Origin of the sequence: Rhodovulum sp. 12E13 (genome assembly GCF_003340565.1) — a bacterium.
Taxonomy (GTDB): domain Bacteria; phylum Pseudomonadota; class Alphaproteobacteria; order Rhodobacterales; family Rhodobacteraceae; genus HLUCCA09.
Genome location: NZ_QPLK01000024.1, coordinates 26,876 through 42,926, shown reverse-complemented (window position 1 = coordinate 42,926; position 16,051 = coordinate 26,876). Strand labels below are relative to the sequence as shown.

Here is a 16,051-nt window from a genome sequence, read left to right as displayed (position 1 = left end):
CGCCCGTCCGGGTCCGGCCCCACCGGATGCGCTCGCCGCCACCGCAGCGCGGGCAAGCGGCCGCCGCTCCCCCCACCTCGGCGCGGGCGTCGATCTCGAGCACCGCTTCGGCCCGCTCCTGCGCCTCTGCCACCATCCCCTCGACCTGCCGCAGCTCCTGCGGTGTCAGACGGGCCAGCAAGCGGCCGAACTCGGTCGGATCGAAGCGGGGCATGGCAGGTCTCCGGCAGGCTCAGAAGCCGCCGATCCTACTCTACTGACGGACAAGAACAAAGGGCGAACCAACACGGTTTGCTGACACCGCCCAGGCGATGCTGCGCTTTTTGCGCAGCCGCCGCCGGGACAGTCATGCGGTGATCATCGACGACATCTCGCGCCTCGCGCGGGGACTGGATGCCCACCTGAAGCTGCGCGCGGACATCGCGGGCGTGGGCGGCGTGCTCAAGAGCCCGTCCATCGAATTCGGCGAAGACTCCGACTCGATGCTGAACGAGCTTGAAGACCATCAGCTTCGCCGTCTTCTGCGACAGGGCGCCGTTGGTCCGGACCGTTCGGTGCCGGACGGTGGCGAAGACGCTCTCGATCGGGTTGCCGGTGCGCAGGTGGTCCCAGTGCTCGGCAGGGAAGGCGTAGAAGGACAGCAACGCCTCACGGTCCTTGGTCAGGCAGGTCACGGCCTTCTCGTACTTGGCCCCGTACTTGTCCGCGAAGGTGTCCATGGCGGCCTCGGCGACGGCGCGGGTCTCGGCCTGCCAGATGTCGCGCAGATCGGCCTTCACCGCCGGATGCATGGATTTCGGGAACTTGTTCAGGACGTTGAAAGTCTTGTGAACCCAGCAGCGCTGGTGACGCGTGCCCGGGAAGACTTCGTCGAGGGCCTTCCAGAACCCCATCGCCCCATCGCCCACGGCGATCTCGGGTGGCACCTTGAGGCCGCGTTTCTTGATGTCGACCAGCAACTCCCGCCAGCTCTGCGCGCTCTCCCGCACGCCGACCTGGAAGCCGACGAGTTCCTTCTTCCCCTCAGGTGTGGCCCCAAGAATGACCAACATGCACTCGGCTCGGGCCTCCATGCGGGCCTGCAGGTAGACGCCGTCCGCCCAGATGTAGACGTACCGCCGCGCAGAGAGGTCGCGGCGCTGCCAGCGGTCGTACTCCTGCTGCCACTCGCCGGTCAGCCGCGAGATGACGTTCGGCGACAGGTTCGGCGCATCCGTGCCGAGCAGCGCCGAGAGTGCCTCCTGGAAGTCCCCGGTGGAGATGCCGCGCAGGTAAAGCACCGGCAGCAGGGTATCGAGGCTCTTCGACCGGCGCGCCCAGCGGGGCAGGATCGCCGAGCTGAAGCGGACCTTCTTCTCGGCCGCTACGCCCTCGGCGCGGTCGCGGACCTTCGGACGCCGCACCTCGAGCGCGCCGATCCCGGTCTAGATGCTGCGCTCCGGCCCGTACCCGTGCCGAACCACCCGCTGGCGCCCATCCGGCAAGGTCTCCTCGGCATGCTGCGCGACGAAGGCGTCGGCTTCAGCGCGGAGCGCGGCCGCCAGCATGCGCCGCGCCCCATCGCGCGCGATCTCGGTAAGCGGAACCGCTCACGGCCTGCTGGTCGAAGAGCAAGACCGGCAAGAAGCATGCCTACTATCTCTGCAAGACCAAGGGCTGCGTGAGCTATCGCAAGTCGATCCGGCGCGATGATCTGGAAGAGCGGTTCGAGTCGCTGCTGCACTCGATGGAGCCCTCACCAAGGCTCTACGAGCTGGCGAAGGCCATGTTCAAGGAAGCATGGCAAATGAAGCTCGCACAAGCCGAGGACATGGCTGCGCGGGCGAAGATCGAGCTGCGCAAGCTCGACAAGAAGATCGAAGAGTTGCTCGACAGGATCGTCGATGCGTCCAATCAGAGCGTTGTCAGCGCCTATGAGCGGCGTGTCAGCGCGCTTGAACGCGAGAAGCTGCTGCTGCGTGAGCGACTCGACAAAGGGGCCACTCCGAAGACCACCTGGGAGGAGTCGTTCGAACTCGCGACGCGATTCCTTTCAAGTCCTTGGAAAGTCTGGAAAAATGCTGATCTTGCGCTGCGCAAAACGGTGCTGAGACTGGCGTTTTTGGAGCCCCTGCCGCACTGCCGGAATCAGGGACTTCGAACCCCAAAAATGGCCTATCCTTTCAAGGCCTTAGGCGATTTTTCCACAATGAAATGTGAGATGGCGCGCTGGGGAGGATTCGAACCCCCGACCCCCTGATTCGTAGTCAGGTACTCTATCCAACTGAGCTACCAGCGCCCGGAGTGGGGGCGGTGTAGCCACGGCGGCGGCGCGATGCAAGGCGAAATCGGGCTCAGCGTCCGACCTGGGGCAGACCCGCGCTGCTGCCGCCGCCCGGGCGCAGGACAACCGGCGCGGCGCGCGGGCCTTCGGCCGCCGGATCGGCCTCGGGGCGCGGCACGGAGACGGCCGGGCGGGCGGCGTCCGGCGGGGCGAAGGAGCGGGCGAGCGCGCGCAGCGCGGCCTCCATTGCGGCACGGTCGGAGCCCTCGGGCGGGGCGATCTGGCGCATCGTGCCCTCCTCGCCCGCCGGCGGATCCGGAAGCGCGCCCGGAGACGGCCCCTCCTGGTCGCCGGCAAGCATCTCGCGCGCCGTGGCGACGAGGCTCGCCAAAGGATCCGGGCCGGGGGGCTTGGGCGTCGCCGCCGGCGTCTCGGACGGCCCGGAGCCGGCGGCAAGACCGGCAGAGAGACCCGGCACGAGACGATCGGCGAAGGGGAGATCCGCCGCGGCGCGCTTGAAGCCCGTCGTGAGTGTTTCGCCCACGTCGCCGCCGGTCATCGCCGTGCCGGTGACGGCGAGCCCGACCATGAAGAACCCAAGGTAGAATCGCCTGCGCATGCCGCGTCTCGCCAGTCGCTCCTCTGCCGCGGTCTCCGCATGGCACGGGATTGCGGCGATCCGGCGCCGCACGCCTGTCGGAAAGACGGCGGGACGACCCGGGCAGGCACCCGCCACGGAGCGCCGGCGCCGCCCGCCGCTCGGTCGGCAGACGGACTGTGGCGGGGCGCTCAGGCGGCGGGGCGCTCAGGCGGCGGGCGCTCAGGCGGCGGGCCGCTGGATCGCGCCCTTGGGCAGGAACAGCACGAAGACCGTTCCATCAGGCCCTGTCCGCTCCAGCCGCAGCGTGCCGCCGTGCCCCTTGACGAGGTCCTCGGAGATGGCGAGGCCGAGACCCGTTCCGCCCTTGCGGGTGCCGGCCGAGAACGGGCGGAAGAGGTGTTCCTGCGCCTTCGGCGGAAGGCCCGGGCCGGTGTCGGAGACACGGATCGTCCAGCCCTCGCCCTCCTCCGCCGCCGACACGCAGATCTCCCCCTCCTCGCCAGAGGCGACGATGGCCTGCCGCGCGTTGCGCACGAGATTGGCGAGCACGCGGTGGAGCTGCTCGGGGTCGGCCCGCAGGGTCAGCCCCGCCGGCACGTCCTCGCCATAGCTGACCGGCGCGTCCTCGGCGGCGAGCCGCTCGCTCTCGATCACGTCGCCCACGAGCGGGGCGAGCTGCACCAGCCCGAGGCGCGGCGGTGGCTCCTCGGCCTTGCCGAAGGCGAGGGTTCCCTCGCAGAGCGCGACGGCCCGGGTGATCGCGCCCACCAGCTTGGGGGCGGCGCGTTGCACCTTGGGGTCCTCGCTCACCTCCATCCGGTCGGCGAAGAGCTGCGCGGTGGCGAGGATGTTGCGCAGGTCGTGGCTGATGCGCGCGACGGCGCCGCCCAGCTGGGCCAGCCGCTCCTTCTGGCGCAGTGCCCCCGTCAGCTGGGTCTGCAGGCTTTGAAGCGCCTCCTCGGCCTCTCGCAACTCGGTCACGCCGGCCCGCGGCTCGATGATTCGGCGGGCGTCCTCAGGCGCCTCGGCATAGCTCTGCATCGCGCCCACCACGCGCCGGATCGGGGTGACGAGAACGAAACGCACGGCGAGGAACAGCAGGCCCGCCGTGACGACGGAGATCACCGCCGACAGAACGAGGATGCGGATCCCGTAGTCGATCATCTCGGTGCGCAACCGGTCGGTCGTCAGCGTCACCTCGATCAGCAGGCCCGCCTCGCGCACCGGGTCTCCGATCACGCGGATCACCCGCGCCTCCGGGTCGGCCAGCCGCCGCATCGCATCGGCGATCAGCGTGGCGGGGGCGGCCTCGCGCAGGTCGAACGTGGCGTGGATCGGCGCGGGCACCGGCGACGACAGCACGAGCTGACGCGCCTCGTCGCGCCGCAGCACCACGTTGAGCACGCCCGCGTTCTCCAGCAGTTCCGCCTCGAGGCCGGCGTCGATCATGTCGTCCGCCGCCAGCAGGGCGAGCGAGGCGATCTGCGCCCGCTCGAGCCGCGACAGCAGGTAATCCTCGCGGAAGCGCGCCACCGACGGCACGAAGATCAGGATCTCAGCGATCATCACGAAGATGACCGTCAGGATCAGGAACCTGCCCGAGAGTGAGTTCAGGAATCGGCGCATCGACGTGGCGGGGCTCCGCAATGGATAACCCCCAATTAGGGAAGAAATCGCTGCACGAAACCCACAACGCGCTTGACCGTCCGGTTCTCGAAGAGGCGCGGCGTGAAATAGGCGCCAGCCGCACGCTTGCTCGCCTCCATCCGTGTCGGGTAGGGGAGCACCGCGTGCGAGATCGCCGACATCTTCATCCGGTTCGCGATGGCGAGCGACCAGAGCGCGATCTGCTCGCCGGCCTGCGCCCCGACGATGGTGGCGCCGACAGGCCGCCCGCCCACGACCATCACCTTGACGAAGCCTGCCGTGCGCCCCTCTGCCACCGCGCGGTCGTTCTGCGCGAACTCGGCGCGCACGACCTCCAGCCGGGCACCGTGACGCTTGCGCGCCTCCGCCTCGGTCGCACCGACCTGCGCGAGCTCGGGGTCGGTGTAGGTTGCGCGGGGGATATGGGCGCCCTTCGCCTTCGCCGGCAGGCCGAAGAGCATCGCACGCAGGATGACCCCGGCGTGATAGCCCGCCAGATGGGTGAACTGCCCCTGCCCCGCCGCATCGCCGATGGCGTAGACGCGCCTGTTCGACGTGCGCAGCGCGGCGTCGACCTTAACGCCGGCCCTGTCGTGCCGCACCCCCGCCGATTCGAGCCCGAGGCCGGCCACGTCGACCCGGCGACCGGCCGCGACAAGCAGATGCGTGCCCGTCACCTCCTCGCCTCCGGCCTTCACGGTGATGGCGCCCTCGACACCCGAGACGCGCTCGACGGCCGCCCCCTCGCGGATGTCGACGCCCTCCTCCCGGAGCGCCTCGAGCACCAGCGCGGCCGCCTCGGGGTCGTCGCGGCCGAGCGCGCGGGCGCCTTCGATCACCGTGACCCTGCTGCCGAGACGCCGGTGCGCCTGCGCCATCTCCATCCCGATGGGGCCACCGCCGACCACGATCAGGTGCTCCGGCCGTTCGCGCAGGGCGAAAACCGTCTCGTTGGTGTGCACGGGCACCGTGTCGAGCCCGGCGATCGGCGGCATGAAGGGGCGCGAGCCCGTGGCGATCACGAAGCGCCGCGCCCGGATCAGCGCGTCGCCGGCCCGCACCTCGCGCTCCGACACGAAGCGGCCCCAGGCGCGGATCACGGTGACGCCGAGGCCCTCGAACCGCTCCTGGCTGTCGTGGGGCGCGATGGTGGCGATGGCGCGGGCGACATGGTCCTTGGCCCTGGCATAGTCGACCTGCGCGGGCACCGGCGCCACGCCATAGGGTGCGCCCGTCTCCATAGCGTGGGCGTGGTGCGCGGCGGCGATCAGCGCCTTCGAGGGAACGCAGCCGTGGTTGAGGCAGTCGCCCCCCATCTCGGCCCCCTCGATCAGCACCACCCGAACGCCCATCTGCGCCGCGCCGGCCGCGACCGACAGACCGCCCGAGCCTGCGCCGAGGATGCAGATGTCGGTCTCGATGGTGCGGGCGGGCGGCGCCTCCCGCGCCTTGGTGTCGGTTTCGGTCGCGTCGAACATCACAGCCCTTTCCGGCCGCGCACGGCCTTGAGCACGAGCGGCAGAGCTGCGAGCGCCGCGAGCCCGAGGATCGGCAGCAGCACCTGCGGCTCGAAGATGATGCCGAGGTCGGGCGTCTCTCCGGCGGCGAAGACCTCGCCCAGCCCCGCGCCGACCGAGGTGTAGACCAGCGCGCCCGGAATGATCCCGAGAAAGGTCGTCACGGCGAAGCGGTAGAGCGGCACGCCCACGAACGACGGCACCAGATTGGCCACGAAGAACGGCACCGCGGGCACGAGGCGTATGAGGAACAGCATCTCCCACTGGCTCGCGTCGATCCCGGCCTTGATCCGCTTCACCATGCCCTCCGAGGCGTCCATCCGCGCCGCGAGCCGCTCGCCAAGCCCCCAGCGGGCGGCGAGGAAGATCGCGGTGGCACCCAGCGTGGCCGCGGCGACGTTGAAAAGGACGCCCGGAAAGGTGGCGAAGAGGAAGCCGCCCGTCAGGGTGGCGACCGTCGCGCCGGGCAGCGAGAAGGCGACGATGGCGACGTAGGCGGCGATGAAGGCGGCGACCGTCGCGGCATAGTTGGCGTCGCGGAAGGCCAGCAGCGCCTCGCGATGCTCGGCCAGCGTCTCGAAGGTCAGCCGGTCGCCCAGCAGCACGGCGCCGCCGACCGCCACCGCAGCGATGACAGCGATGGGCAGGAGGCGCAGGGCGCCGCCGCGGTCGGGCCGGCTGTCGTCGGCGGTGTCGTGCATTGGGCGATCCTTTCGTCGGGCGGCGGCTGGTCGTCGGGCGGCGGGCGCCGGCTGTCCCCTAGATGCGCCACGGCGAGGCTGTCGGAAACGACCTTCACGCCGCCTTGATGCCCGCACCCGGTTTCCGTGAGGTCGGGCGTGTCTTCGCCCGCCTTCTGTAACAATTCCCGCGCCGGGCGCGGGGCGATGTTTCAAGCGCCCGCCCGCGTTGACTTGCCCGCGCGAACCGCCTATGCGCGGGGCTTCGCAACACCCCGGGCCGGCCCTCGGCCGCCGCCCGTGACAGACGAGAGGCCCCGGCGGGGCCCCTGCCGGAGACGAGCAAGATGAAGCGGACGTACCAGCCCTCCAACCTCGTGCGGAAGCGCCGCCACGGATTCCGCGCGCGCATGGCCACCAAGGCCGGGCGCAAGATTCTCAATGCCCGCCGCGCCCGCGGCCGGAAGAAGCTGTCGGCCTGAGCCGCGGCCCGGCACCGGCCCCTGGCCGGGGCCCGTCTCCCATGCCCGCGCTCGCTGGCCTCACGCGCCGCGCCGAGTTCCTCGCCGCCGCCCGCGCCCGCCGGGCGGGAACGGCGGGCTTCCTGCTGCAGGCCCGCAAGCGCAGGCCCGACGAGGCCGCTTCCGAGGTGGCGAGGGTGGGCTATACCTGTTCGCGCAAGGTCGGCAATGCAGTCGCCCGCAACCGCGCCAAGCGACGGCTGCGCGCCCTCGCACGCGAGGTGCTGCCCGAGGCCGGCCGCGCCGGCTGGGATTACGTGCTGATCGGCCGCCCGGGCGCCACCGCAGAGCGCCCCTACCCCCTGCTGCTCGACGACCTGCGCGGCGCGCTCGCCCGCATCCATGCGCCCGCGCGACGCGAGAGCAACCCCGAGCCACCGGCATGACCCCCGCCGCATGGCTCCTTTCCCTGCCGGTGCGGGGCTATCGCCTGTTGCTCTCGCCCTGGCTCGGCCATTCCTGCCGCTACCAGCCCACCTGCTCGGCCTATGCCCTCGAGGCGCTGGAGCGGCACGGCGCCCTGCGCGGGGCATGGCTGGCCGCCCGCCGCCTCGGCTCGTGCCACCCATGGGGCGGATCGGGCTACGACCCCGTCCCCGGCGCCGACCCCTCGCATGATGCCATGCACCGCTCCGCCCGGCCGCGCCGCGACTGAGCGCGCGGCCAGCCATCGGCGGGGCGAAAGGCGCCGCCCCCCGCCCGCCGCTTCTTTCTGTTCCAAATACGCATGGCACCACGCGCGCGCCCCGCACGACGCCGGACATGGGCGCGAGGGCCCTTCCCGCGCACGCGGCCCTCTGGCATAGACCGCCCATGCTCGACGAGTCCGACGACATCCACCCGCTGTTCCATGGCGCTCCCGCCACGACGGAGTTCCGCAAGCTGCGCAAGCGCATCGTGCGTCTGGCGCGCGAGGCGGTGGAGCAATACGGCATGGTGCACGCGCGGGGCGCCCGCTGGCTCGTCTGCCTCTCGGGCGGCAAGGACAGCTATACCCTGCTCGCCGCGCTGACCGAGCTGCAATGGCGCGGCCTCCTGCCGGTCGATCTGCTCGCCTGCAATCTCGACCAGGGGCAGCCCGGCTTCCCCGCCACCGTCCTGCCCGCGTTCCTCGAGCGGATGGGCGTGCCGCACCGCATCGAGTACCAGGACACCTACTCGATCGTGACCGACAAGGTGCCCGCGGGGCGCACCTACTGCGCGCTCTGCTCGCGGCTGCGCCGCGGCCACCTCTACCGGATCGCCCGCGAGGAAGGGTGCTCGGCCGTCGTGCTCGGACACCACCGCGACGACATTCTCGAGACCTTCTTCATGAATCTCTTCCACGGCGGGCGACTGGCCACGATGCCGCCGAAGCTGGTCAACGAGGAGGGCGACCTGTTCGTGCTGCGCCCTCTGGCCCACGTCGCGGAAGCGGATTGCGAGAAATTCTCCCGCGCGATGGGCTATCCCATCATCCCCTGCGACCTCTGCGGCAGCCAGGACGGGCTGCAACGCCAGCAGGTCAAGCGAATCCTCGACGGATGGGAGGCGAGCAGCCCCGGACGGCGGCAGGTGATGTTCCGCGCACTGATGAACGCGCGGCCCTCGCACCTGCTCGACCCGAAGCTGTGGGATTTCGCCGGGCTCGAGCTGGGCGCCGCCCCGCCGCCCGATGCCGACACGCCCGATACCGAAAATTGAGCGAAAACCGGGCCGCGCCTGTTAAGCCTCTGGCCACCCCCAGCGCCTAGCGTCCTCCCGACGCCCGCCTCAGGCCGCATGGAGGAGAGCCATGACCACGCCGCGCCAGCGCACGACGCCGATCCGCGGCTGGCAGCGCAGGCTTCCGCGCTCCCTGCGCCGCACCTTCCTGCGCCCCCAGCTGCTCGCCTTCGCTCCCGCCCTCATGCTGGCGGGGGCATGGTTCGGCCTTCAGGGCGTGCTGATGATCGTCGCGCTGACCGTGCCGCTCCTGCTGGTGCTGTCGGGCCTGTTCGACCGCGACCAGCGGCAGGTCGACGGGCTGACGGGCCACCTCACGCGCGACGGGCTCACCGAAGAGATCGACGACTCGCTCGTGTCCATCGGATCCGAGGCCGAGACGGCGATCGTGGTCGCCTTCGAGATCGACCACGGGCCGCAGCTGGCCGCCCGGCTCGGCCCCGCCGGGCTCGAGACCGTGCTGTGCCGCACCGCCGACCGCCTCGCCTCGGCGGCGCGCTCGGGGGACCGGGTGGGCCGGATCGGCGAGTTCCGCTTCGCCGTGCTCTTCGCACCCGTCCGCAACGCGGGGATGGACCTCGCGCTGCGCACCGTCGAACGGCTGCAGGGCGCGGCGAGCGAGCCCGTCAGCGTCGATTCCGGCAGCGTCTATGTCACCCTCTCGGCCGGCTTCTGCCTGGAGCGACGCGCCCCGCAACGCACGGGCGAGGCGCTTCTCGAGGCCGCCGTGACCGCGCTCGACGAGGCGCGGCTCGTGGGCGAGGGCGCGGTGCGCGCCTATTCGGCCGAGATGCGCGGCCGCGCTGCCCATCGGCGCGCCCTGGCCGACGATATCGGCCGGGCCATCGACGAGGGCGAGATCGTGCCATGGTTCCAGCCGCAGGTCTGCGCGCAAACCGGCCGCGTCACGGGAATGGAGGCTCTCGCGCGCTGGAATCACCCCAAAAGCGGCATCATTCCTCCCGCCGATTTCCTGCCCACCGCCGAGGCGACCGGCAAGATGGAGCGGCTCGGCGAGGTGATGCTGTTCAACGGCCTCTCCGCCCTGCGCCGGTGGGATCGCGAGGGTCTCGACGTGCCGCGCATCGGCGTCAACTTCTCCTCGGCCGAGCTGCGCAATCCCCGTCTCGTGGAGCGGGTGAGATGGGAACTCGACCGCTTCGACCTCGCGCCCGAGCGGCTTGCGATCGAGGTGCTCGAAACGGTCGTCGCCGCCCCGGACGACGACGCCGTCTCGGCCAACATCGCCGGCCTCGCCACGCTCGGTTGCGCCATCGACCTCGACGATTTCGGCACCGGCTCGGCCTCGATCGCCTCGATCCGCCGCTTCGCCGTCTCGCGGCTGAAGATCGACCGTTCCTTCGTCACCCGGATCGACGCCGACCCGGCCCAGCACAAGATGGTCGCCGCGATCCTCTCGATGGCCGAGAAACTGGATCTCGACACGCTGGCCGAGGGGGTCGAGACGCGGGCCGAGCGCGCACTGCTCGCCTCGATGGGATGTGGCCACATCCAGGGCTACCTGCTCGCCCGCCCGATGCCTCTGGACGAGGCCGAGGCCTGGCTCGAGAGCTACGCTGCACGGCTCGACAGCGAGGACGCCGCCTCGAGCCTGTCGGCCTGAACGGCGCGGCGACCGCCCCGTTGGGGGGGGCTGCACGTTCGCCGGGCCGCCCGCGGGGGGGCGCCCGTGCAGGGCGCTTGCGCCGGCGCACTCTGCGCTCCGGCCGAACGCGCCGCACCGGGTCCGCCAGCCCGCAGCACAACCCTCGCCCCGGCCGACGCGCCTCGCGCCCCGGCCAATGCGATACAGATGATGCCGATACCGTCGATGTCGGTGCCGTCGGCCGCGGCTCGCCCTTCCACCTGGTGGCCGGCCGGTGGCGCCTATCCTGCTTCGGCTCGCATACAAGACGCCCTGCCGACCGGCGCCGATCTTGGCAAGGCGCGCCCCGATGCCCACTTCAACTCCGGCGCGACGGCGCGGCGCGGCGCCCGCATCGGGCTTTGCTCTTGACCTTCGCGGCCCTGACCGATTGAAGCGACGACGACCTTCTCCTCCCTCCCTCGGACGACCGGTGCCCCGCTGATGGACGATCAGAACAAGAACCTCATCCTGGCCACGGCCCTGAGCTTTCTCGTCATCCTGGTGTGGTTCCTGCTCTTCCCGCCGGAAGAGCCCGTGCCGCCGGCGGAGCAGCCCGTCGCCTCCGAACAGGCCCCGACCGTCGACCCTGCGACGGGCGCGCCCATCGCCTCGGTGCCCGGCAGCGCGGAGACGGGCGGCGGATCGGAACCGGCCGCACCACAGCCCGATGCCGCGGCATCGGAGGTTGCCGACGCCCCGCGCATCGAGATCGACACGCCGCGCCTGTCGGGCTCGATCTCGCTTCTCGGCGGCCGGATCGACGACCTCGACCTGACCCGCTACCAGGAGACGCTGGCCGACGACAGCCCCGATGTCACGCTGCTGTCGCCCGTCGGCACCGACGGCGCCTACTACGCGCTCTACGGCTGGGCGCCCGGCGGCGGGCTGACGGCCGAAGACGTGCCCGGCACCGACACGATGTGGCAGGTCGAGCAGGGTAACGTGCTTACCCCCGACACCCCCGTCGTCCTGCGCTGGGACAGCCCGTCGGGATTGATCTTCCGCCGGACGATCACGGTCGACGACGCCTATCTCTTCGAGGTGACGCAGTCGGTCGAGAACCCCACGCAGGAGGCCCGCCGCGCCGCGCCCTACGGGATCATCGCCCGCCACGGCCTGCCCGACGATCTCGCCAACTTCTTCATCCTTCACGAGGGCGTCGTCGGCTGGGTCAACGACGAACTCGTCGAGGGCGGCTTCAAGTACGATCAGGTCGCCGATTTCGACGTATCGCCCCAGCTCGGCGTGCCCGGCGAGGTGTTCGGCGGGGTCGAGCAGGGCTGGATCGGCTTCACCGACAAGTACTGGATGACCTCGCTCATCCCGCAGCAGGGCGTCACTTCGACGCTCGCGGTACTCTACCAGCCGGGCCCCGACATCTACCAGACCCGCGCGATCTACCCCACGCTGGACCTCGCCCCCGGCGCGACCGCCGAGCAGACTTCGCGCCTGTTCGCCGGCGCCAAGGAATGGGAAGTGATCCGCACCTACCAGAACGAGGAAGGCATCGTGAACTTCCTCGATTCGATCGACTGGGGCTGGTTCTTCTTCCTGACCAAGCCGATCTTCGCGGTTCTGCACTTCCTCAATATCTGGATCGGCAACATGGGCTGGTCGATCATCGCCCTGACCCTCCTGATCAAGGCGCTCCTGCTGCCGCTGGCCTACAAGTCCTACGTGTCGATGGCCAAGATGAAGGAACTCCAGCCCGAGATGGAGAAGATCAAGGAGCGCGCCGGCGACGACCGCCAGAAGCTCCAGAAGGAGATGATGGAGCTCTACAAGAAGGAAAAGGTGAACCCGGCGTCGGGCTGCCTGCCGATCCTTCTGCAGATCCCGATCTTCTTCTCGCTCTACAAGGTGATCTTCGTCACGATCGAGCTGCGCCACGCGCCGTGGTTCGGCCCGTTCCGCGACCTCTCGGTGCCCGACCCGACCTCGATCTTCAACCTGTTCGGCCTGTTCCCGTGGCAGGCGCCGCCGCCCGAGTCGCTGCTCGCGCTGATCTTCATCGGCATCCTGCCGATCGTGCTCGGCGTGTCGATGTGGCTCCAGCAGAAGCTCAATCCCGCGCCGACCGACCCCACGCAGCAGATGATCTTCGCGTGGATGCCATGGGTGTTCATGTTCATCCTCGGCGGCTTCGCCAGCGGTCTGCTGGTCTACTGGATCGCGAACAACGTGCTCACCTTCGCGCAGCAATACGCGATCATGCGCAGCCAGGGATACAAGCCCGACCTGTTCGGCAACATCGCGTCGAGCTTCCGCAAGTCGAAACCCGACGCGAAGTGAGCTTGCTGACGTGAGCGGCGCACCCCGCCTCGCGCAGATCTGGCGCCACCCGGTCAAGGCGCTCTCGCGCGAGCGCCTGCCTGCGGTCGTCCTCGAGGCGGGCGCGCCCCTGCCCCTCGACCGGCGCTGGGCGGTCACCCATGCGAACGCCCGCTTCGACGGCACCTGGGCGCCAAAGGGCAACTTCCTGCGCGGGGTGAGCGCGCCGGCACTGATGGCGGTGACCTCGACCCACGATCCCGATACGGGGCGTCTGACGCTGGCGCATCCCGAACAGGACGAGATCGAGATAGACCCGGAAGACGCGGCTGCCTCGGCCGCCCTGGTCGCTTGGCTCGGGCCGCTCTGGCCCGAGAGCTTCCCGCCGCCGACCGGCCTCGTCTCGGCCGACACCGCGCTGACCGACGTGCCCGAGCCCTGGGTCGCGGTGAACAACTGCGCCAGCCACCGCGCCGTGGCCGACCGCCTGGGCGATCCGGGCCTCTCGATCCACCGTTGGCGCGGCAATCTCTGGCTCGACGGCCTCGCGCCGTGGGAAGAGTTCGACTGGCCCGGTCAGTGCCTGCGGATCGGCGAGGCGGTGCTCGAAGTGCAGGAACGGATCACGCGCTGCATGGCGACCGCCGCCAACCCCGAGAGCGGCCGGCGCGACCGCGACACGCTCGCTGCCCTGCGCTCCTGGGACCACGAGGATTTCGGCGTCTACGCGCGCGTGGTCGAGGGCGGCGAGATCGCCGAAGGCGCGGCAGTCACCCTGCCATGAGCCTTCCCTTCCCCCTCGCCGAGCCGCCCGATCCGCAGGCCGCCGAGGCGGGCCGCAAGCTCTTCGCCGGCGGCGCGGACTTCCTCAAGGGCGTCGTCGCGATGGACGGGCTCCCACCGGCCGACCGTCTCGAGGTGTGCTTCGCCGGGCGCTCCAACGTCGGCAAGTCGAGCCTGATCAACGCACTGACGGGCACCAGGGGCCTCGCGCGCACCTCAAACACGCCGGGCCGCACCCAGGAGATCAACTATTTCACCCTCGGCGAGAGCCATTACCTCGTCGATCTTCCGGGCTACGGCTTCGCCAAGGCGCCCCTGCCGGTGGTGGAGCGCTGGCAGCGCCTGCTGCGCGCCTACCTCGCCGGCCGCCCCTCGCTGCGCCGCGCCTTCGTGCTGATCGACGCCCGTCACGGCATCAAGCCGGTCGACGAGGAGATCCTGTCGATGCTCGACGGCGCCGCCGTGCCCTTCCAGACGGTGCTGACCAAGGCCGACAAGATCAAGGCGGCCGAGCGCGAGCGCATCCTCGCCCAGGTCCGCGAAAAGCTCCAGCCGCACCCGGCGGCCTTTCCCGAACTCGTCCTCACCTCGTCGGAAAAGGGCGAGGGGATCGCGACGCTGCGCGCCATCATCGCCACTCTCGCCTGAGGCCCGTCTACACGTGCTGGCCCGCATTCACCTCGATCTCGGTGCCGGTGACGTAGGTCGACGCCCCCGAGCACAGGAAGAAGATCACGTCGGCCACCTCCGAGGGCTGGCCGAGGCGCCTGAGCGGCAGCGTGTCCACGATCTTCTCTGTCCCGGGGCTCAGGATCGAGGTCTCGATCTCGCCCGGCGCGATCGAGTTCACCCGCACGCCGAGGGGCCCGAAATCGTGCGCCATCTCGCGCGTCAGCGCCGCGAGCGCCGCCTTCGACGTGGCATAGGCCGCGCCCGCGAACGGGTGCACCCGGCTGCCGGCGATCGAGGTGACGTTGACCACCGCGCCGCGCGCCTCCCACAACTCGTCCACCAGACCGCGGGCCAGAACGATGGGGGCGAAGAAGTTGACGTGAAAGACCTTGCCCCACGTCCGGAGGTCGGTGTCGATCGTGTTCAGCCGCGCGCCGTCTTCGCCCTTGGGCGAGATGCCGGCATTGTTGACCAGCGCCTCCAGCTTGCCGTCGACCTTCTCGCGGATCACCTCGATGGCGCGCATCGTGTCGTGCGGGTCGGCGAGATCGACCTGCACATGGTTCTCTTCGCCGCCCGGCCACGGGCAGCGCGAATCGAACGGCTGGCGCGAGCAGGTCAGCACCCGCCACCCCTCGGCCGAGAACCGCTTGACCGTGGCGTGCCCGATCCCCCGGCTCGCCCCGGTCAGCACCAGCGTCTTCTGCCGCGCCTCGCCCATTCGCGCCCTCCCGGCTGTCGCCGTCACACTACCGCGCCGCAGCGCCCGTGCAAATCGCCCTCTTGGCACGGCCCGGAACGGGGGCTAGCAGGGAGCGCCCCGCCGACCCGACCGGACCGAGAACATGAGACGACAGATGGCCGACCCCGACAGCTCCATCGCCACCGCCCGGACGCTCGCCGAGGCGCTGCCCTACCTCCAGCGCTACTCGGGCGCGACCGTGGTCATCAAGATGGGCGGCAACGCGATGGGCGACGACGCGGCCATGGCCGGCTTCGCCCGAGACGTGACGCTTATGAGCCAGGTGGGCCTGCGACCCGTCGTGGTGCATGGGGGCGGTCCGATGATCAACGCGCTGCTCGGCAAGCTCGGCATCGAGTCGAGCTTCGTCGGCGGCAAACGCGTCACCGACGAGGCCACGATCGAGGTGGTCGAGATGGTGCTGGCGGGCGGCGTCAACAAGCGCATCGTGCAGGCGATCAACATGCAGGGCGGCCGCGCGGTGGGCCTGTCGGGCAAGGACGCCAACATGATCGTCTGCGACCCGGCCGACCCGAGCCTCGGCTTCGTCGGCGAGCCGGTGGAGGTGACGCCAGACGTCCTTCACCAGCTTCACGATGCCGGCATCATCCCCGTCATCGCCCCCCTGGGCACCGGCCGCGAGGGCGAGACCTACAACATCAACGGCGACACCGCCGCCGGCGCCGTGGCTGCCGCCCTCAAGGCCGACCGCCTGCTGCTTCTGACCGACGTGGAGGGGGTGAAGGATGCCGAGGGCAAGGTGGTGACGGCGCTCACCGCGGCACAGGTCGAGGCGATGACGCGCGACGGCACGATCGCGGGCGGCATGATCCCCAAGACCGAGACGGCGCTTCACGCCCTGCGAGGCGGAGTGCGGGCCGTGGTCATTCTCGACGGGCGCCAGCCCAACGCCTGCCTGCTCGAGCTGTTCACCGATCACGGCGCAGGCTCGATGATCCGCATGCAGGAGCGGCTGGGGTGAGCACGAAAATGCCTTCTCCC

General features: G+C 70.4%; 15 protein-coding genes, 1 tRNA gene and 2 pseudogenes. 10 read left to right on the top strand and 8 right to left on the bottom strand.

All coding sequences use genetic code 11. The features are described from left to right. Positions 1 to 214: pseudogene (locus DLJ49_RS17280) on the bottom strand (hypothetical protein); the annotation flags it as partial. A gap of 235 nt (positions 215 to 449) precedes the next feature. Next, a pseudogene (locus DLJ49_RS17270) lies at positions 450 to 1,571 on the bottom strand (IS256 family transposase); the annotation flags it as partial. A gap of 89 nt (positions 1,572 to 1,660) precedes the next feature. Between DLJ49_RS17270 and DLJ49_RS17265 the strand changes: the two are divergent. Beyond that, positions 1,661 to 2,239 (top strand): hypothetical protein, encoded by a 579-nt coding sequence (locus DLJ49_RS17265; protein ID WP_115394797.1) that lies wholly within the window; start codon positions 1,661 to 1,663, stop codon positions 2,237 to 2,239. Here DLJ49_RS17265 and DLJ49_RS17260 read toward each other — a convergent pair. From DLJ49_RS17260 to DLJ49_RS17240, 5 genes are all read right to left on the bottom strand, one after another. Continuing rightward, positions 2,202 to 2,278 (bottom strand) — tRNA-Arg (locus DLJ49_RS17260). The two genes, DLJ49_RS17265 and DLJ49_RS17260, sit on opposite strands and share 38 nt — an antisense overlap. Before the next feature lie 55 nt (positions 2,279 to 2,333). Beyond that, positions 2,334 to 2,882, bottom strand: a complete 549-nt coding sequence (locus DLJ49_RS17255; RefSeq protein ID WP_115394796.1) for a hypothetical protein — start codon at positions 2,880 to 2,882, stop codon at positions 2,334 to 2,336. Between the two features lie 201 nt (positions 2,883 to 3,083). Further along, positions 3,084 to 4,490 carry a sensor histidine kinase gene (locus DLJ49_RS17250; RefSeq protein WP_115394795.1) on the bottom strand — a complete coding sequence of 469 codons (1,407 nt, stop codon included), beginning with the start codon at positions 4,488 to 4,490 and terminating at the stop codon, positions 3,084 to 3,086. Between the two features lie 35 nt (positions 4,491 to 4,525). Then, positions 4,526 to 5,989, bottom strand: a complete 1,464-nt coding sequence (locus DLJ49_RS17245; protein ID WP_115394794.1) for a dihydrolipoyl dehydrogenase family protein — start codon at positions 5,987 to 5,989, stop codon at positions 4,526 to 4,528. Beyond that, the gene (locus DLJ49_RS17240) at positions 5,989 to 6,729 is read right to left on the bottom strand and encodes a TVP38/TMEM64 family protein (protein ID WP_115394793.1); all 741 of its coding nucleotides are present in this window, start codon (positions 6,727 to 6,729) and stop codon (positions 5,989 to 5,991) included. The genes DLJ49_RS17245 and DLJ49_RS17240 overlap by 1 nt, the downstream gene beginning before the upstream one ends. 326 nt (positions 6,730 to 7,055) lie before the next feature. Between DLJ49_RS17240 and rpmH the strand changes: the two genes are divergently transcribed. The 8 genes from rpmH (at position 7,056) to yihA (ending at position 14,283) form a co-directional block, all read left to right on the top strand. Further along, positions 7,056 to 7,190: a 50S ribosomal protein L34 gene (rpmH, locus tag DLJ49_RS17235; protein ID WP_115394792.1), complete on the top strand. Its 135-nt coding sequence runs from the start codon at positions 7,056 to 7,058 to the stop codon at positions 7,188 to 7,190. A 41-nt stretch (positions 7,191 to 7,231) separates the two neighbouring features. Further along, a complete protein-coding gene (gene rnpA / locus DLJ49_RS17230; RefSeq protein WP_115394791.1) occupies positions 7,232 to 7,615 on the top strand; it encodes a ribonuclease P protein component in 384 nt (127 codons plus the stop codon). Further along, the gene (gene yidD / locus DLJ49_RS17225; RefSeq protein ID WP_115394790.1) at positions 7,612 to 7,884 is read left to right on the top strand and encodes a membrane protein insertion efficiency factor YidD; all 273 of its coding nucleotides are present in this window, start codon (positions 7,612 to 7,614) and stop codon (positions 7,882 to 7,884) included. Before rnpA ends, yidD begins: the two co-directional genes overlap by 4 nt. 158 nt (positions 7,885 to 8,042) lie before the next feature. Continuing rightward, positions 8,043 to 8,912: a tRNA 2-thiocytidine(32) synthetase TtcA gene (gene ttcA, locus DLJ49_RS17220; RefSeq protein ID WP_115394789.1), complete on the top strand. Its 870-nt coding sequence runs from the start codon at positions 8,043 to 8,045 to the stop codon at positions 8,910 to 8,912. Between the two features lie 91 nt (positions 8,913 to 9,003). Beyond that, positions 9,004 to 10,557: a bifunctional diguanylate cyclase/phosphodiesterase gene (locus DLJ49_RS17215; RefSeq protein WP_115394788.1), complete on the top strand. Its 1,554-nt coding sequence runs from the start codon at positions 9,004 to 9,006 to the stop codon at positions 10,555 to 10,557. Positions 10,558 to 11,022: 465 nt separating this feature from the next. Next, positions 11,023 to 12,873: a membrane protein insertase YidC gene (yidC, locus tag DLJ49_RS17210; protein WP_115394787.1), complete on the top strand. Its 1,851-nt coding sequence runs from the start codon at positions 11,023 to 11,025 to the stop codon at positions 12,871 to 12,873. 10 nt (positions 12,874 to 12,883) lie between these two features. Then, complete coding sequence (locus tag DLJ49_RS17205; RefSeq protein WP_115394786.1) at positions 12,884 to 13,636, top strand: MOSC domain-containing protein; 753 nt, start codon at positions 12,884 to 12,886, stop codon at positions 13,634 to 13,636. Then, positions 13,633 to 14,283: a ribosome biogenesis GTP-binding protein YihA/YsxC gene (gene yihA / locus DLJ49_RS17200; RefSeq protein WP_115394785.1), complete on the top strand. Its 651-nt coding sequence runs from the start codon at positions 13,633 to 13,635 to the stop codon at positions 14,281 to 14,283. The genes DLJ49_RS17205 and yihA overlap by 4 nt, the downstream gene beginning before the upstream one ends. Positions 14,284 to 14,290: 7 nt before the next feature. On the opposite strand, the gene DLJ49_RS17195 is transcribed toward yihA, so the two are convergent. Further along, positions 14,291 to 15,028 (bottom strand): SDR family NAD(P)-dependent oxidoreductase, encoded by a 738-nt coding sequence (locus DLJ49_RS17195; protein WP_115394784.1) that lies wholly within the window; start codon positions 15,026 to 15,028, stop codon positions 14,291 to 14,293. A gap of 136 nt (positions 15,029 to 15,164) precedes the next feature. Here DLJ49_RS17195 and argB point away from each other — a divergent pair, with 136 nt between their 5' ends. Further along, entirely contained in the window at positions 15,165 to 16,031 is an 867-nt protein-coding gene (gene argB, locus DLJ49_RS17190; RefSeq protein ID WP_115394783.1) for an acetylglutamate kinase, read from the top strand. Positions 16,032 to 16,051: the final 20 nt, after the last annotated feature.

Coding starts and splice junctions, on each gene's coding strand:
- DLJ49_RS17255 (WP_115394796.1), bottom strand. CDS start 2,882: ATGCGCAGGCGATTCTACCTTGGGTTCTTCATGGTCGGGCTCGCCGTC.
- DLJ49_RS17250 (WP_115394795.1), bottom strand. CDS start 4,490: ATGCGCCGATTCCTGAACTCACTCTCGGGCAGGTTCCTGATCCTGACG.
- DLJ49_RS17245 (WP_115394794.1), bottom strand. CDS start 5,989: ATGTTCGACGCGACCGAAACCGACACCAAGGCGCGGGAGGCGCCGCCC.
- DLJ49_RS17240 (WP_115394793.1), bottom strand. CDS start 6,729: ATGCACGACACCGCCGACGACAGCCGGCCCGACCGCGGCGGCGCCCTG.
- rpmH (WP_115394792.1), top strand. CDS start 7,056: ATGAAGCGGACGTACCAGCCCTCCAACCTCGTGCGGAAGCGCCGCCAC.
- rnpA (WP_115394791.1), top strand. CDS start 7,232: ATGCCCGCGCTCGCTGGCCTCACGCGCCGCGCCGAGTTCCTCGCCGCC.
- yidD (WP_115394790.1), top strand. CDS start 7,612: ATGACCCCCGCCGCATGGCTCCTTTCCCTGCCGGTGCGGGGCTATCGC.
- ttcA (WP_115394789.1), top strand. CDS start 8,043: ATGCTCGACGAGTCCGACGACATCCACCCGCTGTTCCATGGCGCTCCC.
- DLJ49_RS17215 (WP_115394788.1), top strand. CDS start 9,004: ATGACCACGCCGCGCCAGCGCACGACGCCGATCCGCGGCTGGCAGCGC.
- yidC (WP_115394787.1), top strand. CDS start 11,023: ATGGACGATCAGAACAAGAACCTCATCCTGGCCACGGCCCTGAGCTTT.
- yihA (WP_115394785.1), top strand. CDS start 13,633: ATGAGCCTTCCCTTCCCCCTCGCCGAGCCGCCCGATCCGCAGGCCGCC.
- DLJ49_RS17195 (WP_115394784.1), bottom strand. CDS start 15,028: ATGGGCGAGGCGCGGCAGAAGACGCTGGTGCTGACCGGGGCGAGCCGG.
- argB (WP_115394783.1), top strand. CDS start 15,165: ATGGCCGACCCCGACAGCTCCATCGCCACCGCCCGGACGCTCGCCGAG.